This window comes from Pseudomonas taiwanensis (genome assembly GCF_013393345.1).
Classification (GTDB): Bacteria; Pseudomonadota; Gammaproteobacteria; order Pseudomonadales; family Pseudomonadaceae; genus Metapseudomonas; species Metapseudomonas resinovorans_C.
Genome location: NZ_QJRF01000073.1, coordinates 38,457 through 56,163 on the forward strand (window position 1 = coordinate 38,457; position 17,707 = coordinate 56,163).

At 66.0% G+C, this 17,707-nt stretch carries 5 protein-coding genes; all 5 read left to right on the forward strand.

Annotated elements, in window-relative coordinates; all coding sequences use genetic code 11:
• The first annotated feature begins 459 nt into the window (after positions 1–459).
• The 5 genes from DM872_RS25060 to DM872_RS25080 are packed head-to-tail and all read left to right on the forward strand — an operon-like array spanning position 460 to position 17,658.
• On the forward strand, positions 460–11,913 hold the full coding sequence (locus DM872_RS25060) for a VCBS domain-containing protein (RefSeq protein WP_179061941.1): 11,454 nt from the start codon (positions 460–462) through the stop codon (positions 11,911–11,913).
• Positions 11,914–11,933: 20 nt separating this feature from the next.
• Complete coding sequence (locus DM872_RS25065; RefSeq protein WP_179061942.1) at positions 11,934–13,439, forward strand: TolC family protein; 1,506 nt, start codon at positions 11,934–11,936, stop codon at positions 13,437–13,439.
• 10 nt (positions 13,440–13,449) lie between these two features.
• Complete coding sequence (locus DM872_RS25070; RefSeq protein WP_179061943.1) at positions 13,450–14,229, forward strand: efflux RND transporter periplasmic adaptor subunit; 780 nt, start codon at positions 13,450–13,452, stop codon at positions 14,227–14,229.
• Complete coding sequence (locus DM872_RS25075; protein ID WP_179061944.1) at positions 14,222–15,562, forward strand: efflux RND transporter periplasmic adaptor subunit; 1,341 nt, start codon at positions 14,222–14,224, stop codon at positions 15,560–15,562. Before DM872_RS25070 ends, DM872_RS25075 begins: the two co-directional genes overlap by 8 nt.
• On the forward strand, positions 15,562–17,658 hold the full coding sequence (locus DM872_RS25080; RefSeq protein ID WP_179061972.1) for an HlyD family efflux transporter periplasmic adaptor subunit: 2,097 nt from the start codon (positions 15,562–15,564) through the stop codon (positions 17,656–17,658). The genes DM872_RS25075 and DM872_RS25080 overlap by 1 nt, the downstream gene beginning before the upstream one ends.
• The last annotated feature ends 49 nt before the right edge of the window (positions 17,659–17,707 follow it).

Here is a 17,707-nt window from a genome sequence, read left to right on the forward strand (position 1 = left end):
ACCGGGTGCTGCGCGCTCCCACGTTCGAAGAACAAGACCCTGCCGGGATCGTAAGTTGGGGATTCATCCGCGTAAGCGACCGACGCAGACAATGGCCAACCCCGTCACGGATTGGCCTCTAAAGTGGCGCGCCAGCTGGATTTTCTTCGCTGCATGACGGACAGATGGACTGGCGTTTCGGCGAATTTTGTGTAGGCTCACGTGAGAAATTTCTGACAGAAAACGGACTTCTGCTCAGCAAACCGGATTTAAGGACTGGACTCGGCCGCAAACGAAAATTCCCGCCTCCGCTTCGACAGGTCCATTAAATGACCCGGGCACAGCCGGATTTCTTGCGCCGCAGCATCCAGTAGAGATTGCATCAGCACCCTGCGCCATCACGGGCACGGGGTGTTTTCGCGGTACTGAATCTCAAACGTTACAGGCCTGCCCTTGCGCGACAGGTCTCTTGGTGAACATATGGATATTGATACCAAGCCCGGCACCCCCGTGCCGCCCGCATTCAGACCCCAGCGCCGTGCCCTGGCCCTGGAACCACGCATCCTGTTCGACGGTGCCGCCGCTACAGCCGCGGACCAGCAGCACCAGGACACGGGTGACGCCGGGAAACCCGCCGCCACTGATCACGCCACGCCCACCGACGCCCGCAGCGAGCCCGGCCAGCAGCCCTCCGCCAGCCGTCACCTATTGGTGTTGGACAGCCGCATCGACGGCCGTGAGAAACTGACCGCGCAACTGCCCGGCAATGTCGAAGTACTGGTCGTGGAAGCCAACCAGGATGGTCTGGCCGCCATCTCCACCGCACTGGCCCAGCTCGGCCAGGTGGATTCCATCCAGATCCTTTCCCATGGCGCCGCCGGCGAGTTCACCCTCGGCAAGACTACCCTGAGCGCCGACAACATCGGCCAGTTCGCCCAGCCCCTCAGCCAGTGGAGCCAGTCGCTCAGCGAAGGCGCCGATATCCAGCTCTACGGCTGCAAGGTTGGCGAAGGCAGCGCCGGGCGTACCCTGGTCAACGAACTGGCGCGCTGGACCGGCGCCGACGTCGCCGCTTCCAGTGATGACACCGGCAGCGCTCGCGCAGGCGGCGACTGGGACCTCGAAGTCACCAGCGGCGAAATCGACAAGCCCATCGCCCTGGCTGCCGCAGCCACCGCCGACTACGACCGGCTGCTGGCGGCCGGGCCGACCACTACCCTCTCCGGCGGCGCCGATGTACTGCTGGGAAACACCTTCAACTTCGACGTTACCTTCACCAATATCACCGCCGATACCGGCTATGCGCCCTTCCTCGACCTGTTCTTCCCCGCGACAGGCAAGGACGGTGCAGGCGCAGAGATCGACGACGGCATCACCTTCGTCACGGCCAGCTACCTCGGGCAGAACCTCACCACCCATGTCCTGACCTTCGACGCCAACGGCCAAGCCAGCCACCCGCTGGCAGTGGGAACCGACGGCAAGCCGGTGATCATCAATGCGGCCGATTTCGGCATGCGCGCCGGCGACCAGATGGTAGTGGTCGAACTGCCGTTTGCCAGCGTCGCCCAGGGCCAGCCACCCATCACCGTGCAAGTGACGGCTGCGTTGAGCGACCTGGCGGATACCGATTTCTCCTTCTCCGGATCGACGCCGGACCTGACCATCCGTGCGCGTAGCGGCTTCCAATACGGCAACGACTCCCTGAACAACCCGGCGACCGACCCCAGCATCCTGGAGCCGTCCGCCAACGCCGACAGCTACGTGGTGCACCCGACGGTGATCACCTTCGACCAGATCATCACCACCCCTGAAGGCGAAACCGCGACCGGCCCCAACTATGGTCGTTCTCTGGACGTCACCATCACCCCGGCCGACGCCCAGACCCTGACCGATGTGGTACTGACCCAGCCGGTGCCGAACAACGTCATCGTGACCGCCATTACACCCGGTGGTGGCGGCATCATTACCTCGATCACTTTCCACAACGGCAGCACGGTTACCGATCCGACGTTCATCCAGCGCATCCTGGCGCAGAACAGCGACGGCGACCTCAGCAACGACCTGTACATCAGCGAGTTCACCGTCCGCTATCCGACCTTGAACGCGCCGACCACCACCAGCGTGCAGTTCTTCGTCCCGGACGACGACGCCAATGGCGTGCCCGTGCTCAATGCCGCCACCGGTGATGACGTCACCATCACCTTCGACGGACCGACTGCGGCCGGCAACTGGGTCCCTCTCGACCCTCGCGACGCCACCAATGGCCAGATCGCCTTCGACGGAACCGGCGACGACGTCAGCTTCGTCGCCAAGTCCATCACCCTGCAGAAGCAGGTCAGCGTGCGTACCGATATCGGCAGCACCGGCCTCAGCCCGGGGGATGTCCTGGACTACCGATTGAACATCGCCCTCTCCGACTATTTCGCCTTCGGCAGGACCTTTCTCGGTGTCGGTCAATTTGCGGTCTTCGACCGCCTCGGCGACGGGCAGACCCTGATCCCCGGTACCGCCACCCTGACCATTAGTCAGAACGGTATTACCCAGACCGTCGCCCTCATTTCTCAAACCATCGTCAACGCCGATGGCAGTACGTCCATCATCTTCAATATCGGCGGCTCCCTGGCCAATGCGTTCGGTCTCCGCCAGTGGCTCAACGGTGACCTGGCGTTCGATAACCTGCTGCAAGGCGCCACCCTCGCAGTGCTCGCCTATCAGGCACGGGTTGCCCAGAGTTACACCCCGCCGGCGGGCGCGCCCCACAGCGAAATCAACGAAGGCGACTCCTTCGGCAACAACGCCACCGTGACCGCCACCGTCCTGTTCGACCCGAACAACCTCAGCGGCTTCGACGAGAGCGACATCTCCAACACCGTCAGCACCATCCCCACCAGCCAGGTGAATATCGACCTGGCCGATCTCAACGGCGGTGGTGCCCCGGCGCCGGGCACCGAGCTGCGCCCCGGCGACTCGGTCACCTTCCGCCTCAGCTACGACCTGGTCACCGGTGACTACGAGAACTTCAAGCTCACCGCCTACCTGCCGCTGCCGCTGTTCGACCTGACCGGTATCGACCCCAACACCATCTGGCGCCTGGCCACCGGCAATACCAACCCCAACAGCCCCACGTCGGTCACCATCGGCCCCGGCAACTCACTGGTGTTCACCTTCGCCGACTATGTGAACCCGGGCATCAATGGCAGCCGGATCGCCATCGACTTCACCCTCACCGTCAGCGACCAGCCGTTCGCTGACCAGCGCGCCTTCAACGTACTGGGCGAATCCAGCCAGACCCGTACCCTGGACAAGAGCGTCCTGCTCACCACCGACGACGTGACACTGATCGCCTCGGTGGCAGAACCCGTGCTCAGCATGAGCCACGGCGTGGTCTCCACCAGCCATGGCACGGTGACCGGTACCACCGGCACCTGGAATGCGCCGGGGACCGCCGGCGTCCCCTTCAGCGGCAGCATCACCGACATCCTCGCGGTCAACGGCAACGTCACCGGCATCGACGCCAGCGACCGCCTGCGTCTGGCCACCGCCATCGAGAACCGTGGCGGCGGCAACGCTTATGACGTCAGCACTCGCATCACCCTTCCGCCGGGCCTGTCCTTCGTCGGCGGCAACCTGTCCAGCGCCAACCTGCTGATCTATCGCGGAGACGGCACGCAGCTGGTGGCCGGCACCCACTTCACCGTGGACAACGCCACCAACACCATCACCTTCATCGATGGTCCCGGCGTCGGCGCCCTGCTGGCCGGCCGGCCGGGTACGGCTGCCGACAACAGCGGCGCCAACCTGGTGGTGATCACCTACGACGTGCAGGTAGCGGCGGCCATCGGCGCCAGCGCCACCCTGCAGACCACCGCCGAGCTGACCCACTACGCCAGCGCCGAGGGCGGGCAGAACTTCGTCCCCGTTCCGCTTTCCGACCTTGCCAATCAGCAGGTCGCCGCACCGGTGATCAGCAAGGGCTTCGCCGGCGGCAGCCTGGACAATGGCGACTCCAGCGCCGCTCACACCACCGGGGCGAACCTGGTGGTCGGCGAAAGCATGCTTTACGACATCGTCATCACGCTGCCGGAAGGCTCGACCCAGAACCTGCGCATTGACGACCTGATCCCGCCCGGCCTGCGCCTGGACACCGCCTTCAATGGCAACCTGGGCTATCAACTGATCACCACCGCTGGTGGCGCGTTGTCGGCCAACTTCGTCGGCGCCGTCACCATCGGCAGCCTCACCGCCCCCAGCGGCACCCTGGGTGCCGACGGCGCCGATGCGCGCTTCACCTTCACCGCGTCCAGCGCAGCCGGCGACAACAACGTCGGCAACAACAGCTTCGTGATCCGCGTGCGCCTGGTGGCCAGCAACGTGATCGGCAACCAGGCCGGTGGCGTGCGGCAGAACGACGCCCGCCTGAGTTACAGCGACCCCGATGGCGACACGCCCAACGGCACCGCCCCGTTGAACCGCGACGTGAACCTCACCGGTACCAAGCCGGCGATCACCATCCAGGAACCTACCCTGCAGCTCACCCAGCAGCTGATCACCAACCCGGGCCTGGGCTTCGACGAAGGCGACCGCGTCGACTTCAGTATCACCATCGCCAACGGCAACGGCGGCAGTGACTTCGATGCCTTCGACATCGCCTTCTCCAGCCAGCTGCCCACCGAGATGGACCAGCTCGCCCTGGTCAGCGTGACCTACACCGTAGGCGGGGTCAGTACCGATATCAGCGGCAGCTTCGTCCTCGACCCGAACGGTCGGTTCCTGATCAACACCGGCAACGTCGACATTGCCAAGGGCGGCACCATCGTCATCCGCGTGACTGGCGTGGTGAACGCCACGGGCGCGTCCGTGGCCCGCTTCGACAACCTGGCGGACGTGCGCTGGACCAGCCTGAATGGCACCAACATCAATGGCGCTGCCGACCCGGCCGGCGAGCGCACCGGCCAGGATGGCCTGATCAACACCGGCGCGCTCAACGACTACCAGCGCACCAGCGTCCTGATCATCCCGGTGGCGCAAGGCATCCGCTTCTCCCGCGTCGGCGGCCTTGGCGATACCGCTGCGCCCAATCCAACCGGTGCGGCACTCGAAACCGTGAGCATCGGCGAGATCATCCGCTATCGCGCGACCGTGCTGGTACCCGAGGGCAGCAACCCCAACTACCAGTTGATCATCACCCTCGACGACGGGCTGACGGTGGACGACCTCAGCACCATGCGCATCGGCTTCATTTCCGATGGCGGCCTGGTCACCAGCCTGGGCGACCTGATCATTGGCGGCACCCTGCAGATCATTGGCAACGAGAACAGCCCGGAAGCCCAGTTCATCACCCCGGACCTGACCGGCGCGGCCCCCACCGGTGTGATCAACCCCATTTACGTAGTGCTCACCACCGACGGCAACGGCAGGCAGGTGGTAACCCTCAACCTCGGCAACCTCACCAACGGCCCCTTCGGCACCGGGAACGACGGCAACGATGACGACCTCGAAGGCGTGGTCTTCGAGTTCAACGCCCGCGTGGACAACAGCCTCGGCAACCAGTCCGCCACCCAGCTCGGCGTCTTCGTCCAGGACCGCGTCAACGGCAACTTCCGCGCCACCAGCGATACCCTGTTCGAGCGCATCGTCGAGCCTGGCTTCGCCGGCCTGAACAAGACTGTCACCGACTTCAACGCGAACCCCGGTGGCACCCTCGGGACCGCCACCGTCACGGTCGGATTCACCGCCAACGGCGGTCTGCCAGCCTATGACGTGCACCTGACCGACGGCTTCCCCACCGGTAGTAATTACACCCTGCTCAGCATCACCATCGGCGCCAACACCTACGGCCCGGGCAACCTGCCGGCCGGCGTCAGCTTCAGCGCCACGGGCGGCGTGACCGTGGATATCGCGCGGATCGACCCGGGCACCAGCGTCAGCGTGGTGTACAGCGTCCAGGTACCGAATAGCGCGACCATCGCCAGCACCGATGCCACCCTGAGCTGGAGCAGCCTGCCGGAATCCTTCACCAGTTGGGGCGGCACAGCAGTGGGCCCCGACAGCACGGCCACGGGCGAGCGCACCGGCGTCGATGGCCCCGGCGCCACCCTGAACAACTACGTGCTGCGCGAAGGTGCCGGGCTCGGGATCATCAGCGGCACCCTGTGGAACGACACGGGCACCGCCGCCACCGCGCCGAACGACGCCACGCCCGACCCTGATCCGGTTCCCGGCACACCCGCCTACGAACTGGCCATCGCCAACCAGGCCATCAACCTGATCTGGGCCGGTAATGACGGTGTGTTCGGGAGTGGCGACGACAAGACCTTCACCACGACCACCAACGCCAATGGCCGCTTCTCCTTCGGGGTGCTACCCAGCGGCCTGTTCCGCATCGACGCGCCGACCACGGTGAACAGCATTGCCCAGTTCGGCGAATTGCGGATTCGCATCGATACCGATGGCAGTACCCTCGGCCAGGTTCAGGTGACCCTGGGCGAAGGCGTGGCGCAACAAGCCAACTCCGGCTATGTCGAACTCAACGATGCCCCGGTGAACACCCTCCCCGGCTTCCAGCCGGGACTCGAAGACACGCCCCTGGCGATTCCCGGCATCAGTGTCAGCGACGTCGATGCCGAGCGTGACCCGGTCGTCGCCAGCCGCGCCATCCAGGTCAACCTCAACGTACTTCGCGGCACCTTGTCCCTCACCGGTCCGACCACCGGCGTGACGGTTACTGGCGCCGGTACCGCGAACATGGTGCTGGTGGGTCGGATCGCCGACATCAACGCCGCCCTCGCAGGCCTCAGCTACCTGGGCAACCTCAACTTCAACGGCGTCGATTTCCTCCAGGTCGTGAGCAACGACCTGGGCAACTACGGCGACTTCAACGGCAACGGCATTCCCGGCGAACTGGCGGATGCACGCACCGACGACGACTTCCTGGTGATCCGCCTCGACCCGGTGAACGACGCCCCCATTGCGGTTAACGACAACGCCACGGCGGTGGAAGCCGGCGGTACGTTCAACCGCCTGCCGGGTGTCGACCCGCGTGACAACCTGCTGGAAAACGATACCGATGTCGATATCGCCACCAATGGCGACCAGATCCGCGTCGTTTCGGTCACCTCGCCACTCGGCGTACCGGTCTCGGTTCCCCTGCTCGGCTCGGTGGAAGTCCTGGGCCGCTACGGCAAACTGGTGGTCCAGTCCAATGGTGCCTACCAGTACATCGTCGACAACGCCAATCCCGAGGTACAGGCGCTGCGCCAGGCGGGCGACCAGTTGAACGAGACCTTCAGCTACGTAATCTCGGACATCGGCCTGGGCGGGCCGCCGCTGCAGTCCTCGGCCACGCTCTCGGTGGTCATTCAGGGTGCCAACGACACCCCGGTGGGCGTCAATGACGAGGGCACCGCCATCGAGAAAGGCGGCGTCAACAACACCGACGTCGGTAACCCCGGCGACACCCCGCCAACCGGCTTCCCGGTGCCCGGTGCCAACGCCACCGGCAATGTGCTGGACAACGACCTGGATGTAGACGGCGGCGAGATCCCGGCGGACCCGATCGACTACGGCGAAACCAAGAGGGTCAGCGGCGCGCGCGCCCTGCGTGAGCTCGCACCAGGCCTGCTGTTCATCGTTCCTGCCGGCGGCAGCGTGAACGTCATCGGCACCTACGGCACGCTGAACATCGCCTCCGATGGCACCTATACCTATGTGCTCAACGAAAACGCCACCGCCGTGCAGCGGCTGGGGCCGAACGACACGCTGACCGAGTTCTTCAGCTACCAGGTCACCGATACGGCAGGCTTGAACGACCTGGCCGAGCTGCGCATCACCATACGCGGCAACTACGACAACCCCCTGGCCAGCGATGACCGGGCCGTCGCCCAGGCCGGCTCCGGTCCCACCGCCATCGGTGAAAGCAATCCCAGCGGCAACGTCATCCGCTTCCCCAGCCGCCCCGGACCGGTCACCCAGCCTGGCGGCAATGGCGTGGACAACGACGTCGATGCGGCCGACCGACCCAATACCCTGCTCAGGGTCAATGGCGTGCGCTCGGGCCTGGAAACGGCGGGCGGTGTCCTGATCGGGGTAGCTACCGGGTCTACCAGTACCACTGGTGCCACCCTGCTGCTGGGCAACTTCGGCCTGCTGCGCATCGGCGCCGACGGTTCCTTCACCTATGACGTGGACAGCGCCAACCCGACGGTGCAGGCCCTGCAGGCCGGCCAGACCCTGACCGAGACCTTCACCTACCAGATCATCGATACCAACGGCTTCACCGACCTGGCGCAACTGGTGATCACTGTCCGTGGGGTCAACGACCCGCCCATTGCCCAGGACCACTTCAACATCGCCGTCGAACGCGGTGGCGTCGCCAACGGCCAAGCGGGCCTCGACCCCACGGGCGACGCCCTGCTGTTCGATGTCGATCCGGACGGCGATCCGATCAGCGTGATCTCCGTCAGCAATGACGAACTGGGCACCACGGGCACCATCGGCCAGGCCTTCGACGGCCAGTACGGCACCCTGACGCTGAATGCCGACGGCACCTACAGCTACGTCCTGGACAACGACAACCCCGAAGTGCAGGCCCTGCGCCTGCTCTCGGACTTCCTCATCGAGCGCTTCACCTATGCCATTTCCGATGGCGTGGAAGCGCCCCAGTCCGCGCAGCTGGTGATCCTCATCCTCGGCCGCAACGACAACCCGGTGGCGACCGATGACACCGCCACGGCTGTCGAAGCCGGTGGTGTGAACAACGGCAGCGCCGGGGTCGACCCGATTGGCAACGTGCTGGACAACGACACCGATGTCGATGGCGGCGCCCTCGATGCCATCGATTACGGCGAAACCAAGGTGGTGGGATCGGTGCGTACCGGTGCCGTGGAAGGTGCGGGTACAACGGGCACCCTCGGCAGCGAACTGCGTGGCCAATATGGCTGGCTGACCCTGAACGCCGACGGCAGCTACAGCTACCGCCTGGACAACAGCCTGGCGGCGGTACAGGCCCTGCGGGCCGGCAATACGCTGCTCGAGACCTTCAACTACAGCGTCGTCGACACCGCCGGAGCCACCGACATCGCACTGCTGAGCATCACCATCGAAGGTGCCAACGATGCGCCGGTCGCCAACAATGACAGCGCCATCGCCGTCGAAGCCGGTGGCCTTGACAACAATCTGGATGGGGTCGACCCGACCGGCAATGTCCTGGCCAACGACACCGACGTCGACCTCAATGGCGAGACGCTCACCGTGGTCGGTGTACGCCACGGCGCCGATATCGGCACCGTCGGCAGCGCATTGCTCGGCGATTACGGCACCCTGACCTTGAATGCCGACGGCAGCTACACCTACCTCGTCGATAACGACGATCCCCGTGTGGAAGCCCTGCGCATTGCTGGCGATACCCTGAGCGAAACCTTCACCTACACCATTCGCGACCTGGCTGGCGCCCTCAGCACCGCCACCCTCACCATCACCATCCAGGGCCGGAACGACAACCCGCACGCGATCCGTGTGGACCTGGTCGCCGTGGAGGCCGGCGGCACCAACAACGGCACCATCGGTATCGACCCGCGCATCAACGTCATGGCCAATGACACCGACGTCGACGCCGGCGATACCAAGACGCTCATCGGTATCCGCCTCGGCGACGAGCTGGGAGGCGCGAACTTCACCCTGGTCACCGGCAGCCAGAGCATCGACGGCCTCTACGGCACCTTGATCGTTCAGCCCAATGGCGAATCGCATTACGTGGTGAACAACGCGCTTGCGGCAGTCCAGGCCCTCAAGCCCGGCGACACGCTGCAGGAAGTCTTCTCCTACCGCATGCGCGACACTGCCAGCGCCCTGAGCATCGCCCGCATCACCATCACCATCCAGGGCGCCTGGGACGCCCCGGTCGCCGCGGACGACCTGAATATCGCCATCACCGACAATGGTGACGGTCTGGTCTTGAACCCCACCGGTAACGTCCTGCCCAACGACAGCGATGTCGACCAGGGCGACCAGCTCACCGTCACCGGCATCCGCACGGGGCCGGAGAACGGCAGCGGCACTGCCGGTTCTGTCGGCAACGTGCTGGTCGGCCAATACGGCACCCTGATCATCAATGCCGATGGCAGCTACCACTACACCATCGATATTTCCAACCCGGACGTGCTCGCCCTCGACCTGCTGGACACCCTGGTGGATCACTTCACCTATGAGGTGACCGACCTCGGCGGACTCACCGACCTGGCGCAACTGTCGATCATCGTCATTGGTCGCAACGACGCCCCGGATGGCTTCGACGACGAGGCAACGGCCATCGAGGCAGGTGGCCTGAACAACGATGTTCCGGGGCTGAACCCCAGCGGCAACGTGCTCGGCAATGACACGGATCTGGAAGGACAGCAGCTCTCGGTATCGGCCATTCGCACCGGTAGCGAAGCAGGCACTGGCACCAGCGGGACCGTTGGCACCGTACTGCGCGGCCTCTACGGCGACCTGACGATCAACGCCGACGGCAGCTGGACCTACGTGGTCGACAACAGCCTGGCCGCAGTCCAGGCGCTGCGCATCAGCGGGCAGACCCTGGTGGATGTTTTCACCTACACGCTCGCCGACACGCATCTGGCGACCGATACCGCCGAACTGCGCATCACCATCGACGGTCGCAACGACACGCCAGTCGCCCAGGATGACGACGCCACGGCGGTCGAGGCCGGCGGCGTGGCTAACGCCATCCCGGGCAGCGACCCCACCGGCAACGTCCTGACCAACGACCAGGACGTGGACAGCGTCGCCAACGGCGAAACCCGGCAGGTCCTCTCGGCCACCAGCGAACTGGGCAACAGCGCGCTGGTCGGGCAGGCCCTGGTGGGCCGCTACGGCACGCTGACCCTGAATGCCGATGGCAGCTATATCTATGTGCTGGATAACGCCAACCCGTTGGTACAGGCACTGCGCACCGCCGGCGAAACCCTGCGCGAAACCTTCACCTACGTCATGCGCGACACGACCGGCGCTCAGTCCGAAGCGCGGCTGAACCTGCTGATCCAGGGCGCCAACGACAATCCGGTCGCCCAGGACGACGGCAACCTCGCCAGCGACCAGACCCCGGCGCCCCAGGCCACCGGCAATGTGCTGCCGAACGACTCGGACGTGGACGGCGGTGAGCAACTGCAGGTAGTGGGCATCCGCAGCGGTGCGGAGAACGGCACCGGCACGGCGGGTCTGGTCGGCCAGCCCATCGCCGGACGCTACGGCACCCTGGTGATCAATGCCGACGGCAGTTACACCTACAGCATCGACCTGACCAACCCCGAAGTGCTCAGGGCCGCTGGCCTCGGTCGCGTGCTGCAGGATGTCTTCACCTACACGGTGGGCGACCGCGCCGGCGCGACCGACCTGGCGCAGCTGACGATCGACCTGGATATCGCCGCGCCCTTCATCCCCGCTCCACGGGAACCCATCGGCCCGCACGAGGACCGTGACGATCTCGACCCGTTCCGCCGCCCGCCGCTGCCCGGCCTGGACCCGGTGGTCTTCGTCGGCCCGGTGGTGGAACGCAATGATCGCCAGCTGATGCTGTCCGGCTGGGATGCCGACGGCAGCGATCTGCGCCTGGGTCTGGAGCCGGAAATCGAGAGCGAAACCCTGAACGCCCACTTCGGCCAGATCAAGGGGCAGTTCGTCTCCCGCGCGGTACACGACAGCAGCGCCAACAGCGACCTCGACCTGGCCTGGATTCTCGGCCGTCACGGCCGGACCAGTCTGAGCGCCGATGGCCTGCTGCCCGACCCGTCGGTGTTCGCCCCTACCACGGACAACCTGACGAAGGGCGATGCCCAGTTGCCGCCGCCCTCCGACGCCCGCACCGCCCCCGGCTTCCGTGCCCAGCTGCGCGAGGCCGCCGAGCGCCTGCGTGCGCTGGGCAATGGGCCAACCGAATAAGCAAGGACCAAGGATCGACCATGCCAAGAACGCCCTACACGCTGCTCAGCGCCGCCATCGCCTCCACCCTGCTGCTGGGCGCCTGCTCGGCCATGAAGCCCCACGAGTACACCGACGAGGAAAGCCGGCAGCGCATCATCCGCGACCAGGCGCAGATGTACTCGAATCAAGAGCCGGTGACCGCCCCGATCACCTTCTACGAGGCTGCGGCCCGGGCCTTGAAGTACAACCTGGACTACCGCCTGAAGCTCATGGAAAGCGCGTTGGCCAGTGACCTGCGCGACGTCTCCAGCCATGAAATGCTCCCGCGCGTGGTCGCCTCGGCTGGCTATGCCGGGCGAAACAACGACTCCGGCGGCACCTCCATTGGCATCGAGGACCGCGAGGAAAGCTTGCGGGCATCCACCTCCGAAGAGCGCTACCGCGAACTCTACGGTTTGGGCCTCTCCTGGAGCCTGCTGGACTTCGGCGTCGCCTACTACCGTACCCAGCAGAAGAGCGACCAGATCCTCATGGCCGAGGAGCGTCGCCGCAAGGTGGCGCAGAACGTCCTGCAGGATGTGCGCAACGCCTACTGGCGCGCAGTCGGCGCCCAGCGCCTGATGCCCCAGGTCGACCGCCTGCTGGTGCGTACCCACCAGGCACTGCTTTCCGCCCGCGAAGCCGAAACCAAGGGCCTCCTGCCACGCCAGGAAGTGCTGTCCTACCAGCGCGCCCTGCTCGACTCGATCTACCTGCTCACCGTGCGCCGCCAGGACCTGGAGTTCGCCCAGGCCGAACTGTCCGCGCTGATGTCGCTGCCGCCGGGGTCGAAGCTGATCCTCGCCGACCAGACCGAGCAACCGCTGCCGGAACTGAACCAGGACATCGACCGGCTAGAACAGATCTCCCTGGAAAACCGCCCGGAGATCATGGAAGAGTGGTACCGCAAGCGGGTCAACGAGAATGACCTGAAGATCGCCAAGGCCCAGCTCTGGCCCAACGTCAGCCTGGATTTCGGCTACAAGTACGACTCCAACAAATTCCTCTACAACAGCGACTGGACGGAGACCGGCCTGCAGGTGTCCATGAACCTGCTGCGCCTGCTGCAGCTGCCGTCGTTGAACGCCGCCGCCGAATCCCAGGAAAAGACCGACGACATGCGCCGTGTGGCACTGTCCATGGCCATCCTCACCCAGGTCCGGGTGGGCACCCTGCGCTACCAGCTGGCGCGCCAGGAAGTGGAATTCGCCGACCAGAGCCTGCGGGTGGACCAGAGTCTGCTGGACTACGCCCAGGCGGCGCGCACCACCTCCTTCGGCTCGGAGCTGGAGCTGATCCGCGCCGAAGGCCGCTACCTGCTTTCGCGCTACCAGCGTGAAGCCGCCTACTCGGACGCCCAGGCGGCCTGGGGCCGGCTGTACAACTCCGTTGGCCTGGACATCCTCCCGGAGCAGATCGAGAAGCACGACATCCAGACGCTGGCCCGAGAAATCCAGCGCACCCTGGGTGAACAGGAACACAGCAAACTTCTGGTCAGCAAATAAGGAACACCGCATGTCGTCGATCGCTGAGCGCAGTCTGCTCGCCCTGTTTGCGTCCCTTGTCCTGTCTCTACCGTTACCCATCGCCCTTGCCGATGACCTGCCCCCGGCCGCCCCCAGCGAGGACCCCGGCGCCATCCGCGTGCTGCTCAGCGCTGACCTGGAAACCACGCTTTCCAGCCAGATGAACGGCACCCTCGGCGAACTCAAGGCGTCCCTCGGCCAGCAGGTGGCGAAAGACGCCCTGTTGGCCCAGCTCAACTGCGAAGAGGCCCAGGCCCGTGCCAAGGTCGCCGCTGCCGAGCTGACCATGGCCCGGCAGAACCTCGATGCCAAACGCAACCTGCGCAAGCTGGATGCGGTAGGCGACCTGGAAGTGGCCATGGCCAACACCGAGGTCCAGAAGGCTGAAGGCGCCCGCTCCCTGGCCCAGGCCCAGAGCGGCTACTGCCGGGTACAGGCGCCCTTCTCCGGCCGGGTCGCCAAGGTGCACGTGAAGCCTTACCAGACCGTGGCGGCCGGTACGCCGTTGTTCGACCTGGTCAGCGACGGTGCCCTCAAGGTGCGCCTGAACGTGCCGTCGAGCCTGTTGCCGCAGCTCAAGCCCGGCCTGGCGCTGGAGGTCAGCATCCTGGAAACCGGGAAGTCCTATGGCGCCCACATCAGCGCCATCAACTCACGAGTCGACGCTGTGGCCCAGACCGTGGAACTGGAAGCGCGGCTCGACGCCGAGCACCCGGAACTGATCGCCGGCATGAGCGGCACCGCACGCTTCCCGCAAGCCCATGAATGACCGCCTGCCACACCCGCAGTTGCTGCTGGCGCTGGCCGCGCTGCGCGATCGCGCCCTCGCCGCCGACTCGCTCAACGCCCTGGCCTTCTCCATTGCCAACGATCCCTATGCGTTGCTGCGCTACCACCAGGCGCTAGTGCTCGCCCAGCGTGGCGCGGACCTGGAACTGCTCTGCGTTTCCGGCCTCGCCCGCCCAAGCGAAGACTCGCCCTACCTGGTCTGGCTTCGTCGCGCCAGCCGTTGGCTCAGCACCCAACTGCCCGACGCCCAGCCACGCTGGCTGGCCCGCGACGCCGTGGAACCGCCCGAAGACATCGCCGAAGGCTGGGCCGAGTGGTGGCCAGCCGGACTCTGGTGCATTCCCCTGCACGACAGGGAAGGAACGCGTCTGGGGTTAGTACTGTTCCTGCTGGATGCCCCGCCGGCCGACTCCCTGGCGCCGCTGGCCGATGGCCTCTGGCAGACCTGGGCCCATTGCTGGGCCGCCTTTACGACTCGGCGCCGCCTGTTCGGCTGGCGCCCGAGCAAGCGCCAACTCCTGGCCGCGCTGGCGGTGGCCGCTGCGCTGATGCTGGTACCGGTGCGGCAAACGGCACTGGCACCCGCCGAGATCGTCTCGCGCCAGGCGGAGGTCATCAGCTCCCCCATCGATGGGGTGATCGAGCGCATGCAAGTCCGGCCTAACCAGTCGGTGGAAGCCGGCACCCTGCTCTTCACCCTCGACGAAACCACCCTGAAGAGCCGCGCCGAAGTGCTCGGCAAGGAAGTCGCGGTGGCCGATGCGGAATTGATGGCGGCCAGCCAGCGCGCCTTCGACAACCCCCAGAGCAAGAGCGAGTTGACCCTGCTCAACGGACGCGCCCAGCAGCGCCGCGCCGAACTGGCGGCGGTCCAGGCGCAGTTGCAACGTACCCGTGTGCGCTCGCCGCGCGCCGGCGTGGCGGTGTTCAGCGACCCCAACGACTGGCTGGGAAAACCGGTGGCGACCGGCGAGCGCATTCTCCAGGTGGCCGATCCCACGCAACCGGCGATGTTGATCCAGCTGCCGGTAGCCGATGCCATCGCCCTGGAGCCTGGCGCGGAGGTCACGCTCTTCCTCACCGCCTATCCGCTCTCGCCGCTCAAGGGCGAGGTGCTGGAAACCAGCTACCAGGCCCGCGCCAATGAGGAAGGCGTAGTCGCCTACCGGCTGCTGGCCAGTGTCGAAGGCCAGCCGGAGCATGCCCGCCTCGGTCTGCACGGCACCGCCAAGCTCTACGGCGAAAGGGTAGTGCTGGGTTACTACCTGCTGCGCCGGCCCTTTGCCGCGCTGCGTGCCTGGACCGGGCTGTGATCGTCGACGCGGCGCAGATGCCGCTGCCGCCGTTACGCGAGGATCTACGGCTGCTGGAGACGGCGCCCGGCAACGATGGCGAGCCCGCCTGGGTGATCCAGGACACGGTGGTCAATCGCTTCTATCGCATTGGCTGGCTGGAGTTCGAGTGCCTGCTGCGCTGGGAGCACACCCCGCAGCAGATCTGCAGCGCCATCCAGGAGCAGACGCCGCTGCGCCCGGACGTGGAGCAGGTGCTGGAATTCCGTGAGTTCCTCGCCCAACACCAGCTGTTGCGCCCGACGCCCGATGCCGCGGCCCGCATGGCTTCGCGCAGTGAAGGCAATGCCTGGCTCAACTGGAAATGGTGGCTGCACCACTATCTGTTCTTCCGCATCCCGCTGCTGCGCCCGCAACGGCACCTGGAACGCCTGGCGAGCCATCTGGATTGGCTGTTCCGCCCGCTGACCGGGGGGCTGGTGGTGACCCTGGGCGTGATCGGCGTGCTGCTGGTCCTGCAGCAGTGGGACGCCTTCACCACGGCGGTGGTCGAATCCTTCTCCGCCTCCGGGCTGGTCAGCTTCGCCCTGGCACTGGCCCTGGCCAAGACCCTCCATGAACTCGGCCACGCCCTGGTGGCGACGCGCCTGGGGCTTCGCGTCGGGCACATGGGCATCGCCTTCGTGGTGCTCTGGCCAATGCTCTACACCGACACCGGCGAGAGCTGGAAGCTGCGCAGTTCCCGGCAGCGCCTGGCCATCGCCTCGGCGGGCATCCTCACCGAACTGGCCCTTGCCGGCCTGGCGACCCTCGGCTGGGCCCTGTCCGATCCCGGCCCATTGCGCAACGCCCTGCTCTACCTCGCCACTACCAGCTGGGTGCTTTCTCTGGCGCTGAACGCCAGCCCGTTCATGCGCTTCGATGGCTACTTCATCCTCTCCGACCTACTGGACTTCCCCAACCTCCACGAACGTTCCTCGGCGCTGGCGCGGACCACCCTGCGGCGCGTGCTGTTGGGGCTGGACGAGGAGTGGCCGGAAGCCTTCAACCCCGGCAAGCGCCGCGCCCTGGTGGCCTTCGCCATGGTCACCTGGGTCTATCGCCTGGTGCTGTTCCTCGGCATAGCCGTCGCGGTTTACCTGCTGTTCTTCAAGCTTCTCGGGATCCTGCTGTTCGCCGTGGAAATCGCCTGGTTTATCGTCATGCCGATCGCACGTGAATTGAAACACTGGTGGGCCCATCGAGCCGCCATCCGCAACAGTCGCCGGTACTTCTGGTGGGGCGCGCTGGCCGTGCTCCTACTGCTCCTGGCAGTGCCCTGGCGCAGCCAGATCCACGCCCTTGGCGTGGCCCGTGCCGAACAGCAGTTGCGGGTCTTCGCGCCCTACCCCGCACGCTTGCAGGCCATCCATGCAGCGGGGAACGTCGAGGCCGGCGCGACCCTGGTCACCCTGGAAGAGCCGGACATCGCTTCGCGCCTGACCAGCAGCGAGGCCAGCGTGAAGAGTTACGAAGCTCGCCTTGGTGGCCTGATCGCCGACCCCAGCGGTTCTGACCAGGCCCTGGCCACGCGCCAGCGCCTGCGTGTGCAGTTCGAGGAGGCCCGCGCCGCGCGTTCAGAAATCGCCCGGCTCAAGCTCCAGGCACCCTTCGCCGGGCGTTGGCTGGACCTCGACCCTGACTGGCGTGCCGGGCAATGGGTACACAGCCGCGAGCCCATCGGCATGCTGGTGGACCCGAGCCGCTGGCAGGTGGATGCCTACGTCGACCAGGACGACGTGCAGCGCCTGGTGCAAGGCAGTGAGGTGCGTTTCTACCCCGAAGGCCAACCGACGCCCATCGCCGGCAAGGTGGTGGCCATCGGCAGCACCCGCGTCAGCAAGCTGGAACACGCGATGCTCGCCTCCCGCTATGGCGGCCCCTTGACCGTGGCCAGCCAGGGCAAGGAACTGGTGCCAACGCCGCCGCTGTTCCACGTGCTTGTGCAACTGGAAACCGCCCCGCACACCCTGCGCGAAACCCGTGGCCACCTGCAGATCGACGGCAACCGCCGCAGCCTACTGGCCGAAGGCCTCACCCATGTGGCGGCGGTATTGCTCCGGGAAAGCGGCTTCTAACGCTTTACGTAGGAGCCATGGCACCCCACCAAAGGCGCAAGCGAAATCC

Excerpts from the sequence above, each read along its gene's own strand:
- DM872_RS25065 (WP_179061942.1), top strand. The coding sequence starts at position 11,934 with ATGCCAAGAACGCCCTACACGCTGCTCAGCGCCGCCATCGCCTCCACC.
- DM872_RS25070 (WP_179061943.1), top strand. The coding sequence starts at position 13,450 with ATGTCGTCGATCGCTGAGCGCAGTCTGCTCGCCCTGTTTGCGTCCCTT.
- DM872_RS25075 (WP_179061944.1), top strand. The coding sequence starts at position 14,222 with ATGAATGACCGCCTGCCACACCCGCAGTTGCTGCTGGCGCTGGCCGCG.
- DM872_RS25060 (WP_179061941.1), top strand. The coding sequence starts at position 460 with ATGGATATTGATACCAAGCCCGGCACCCCCGTGCCGCCCGCATTCAGA.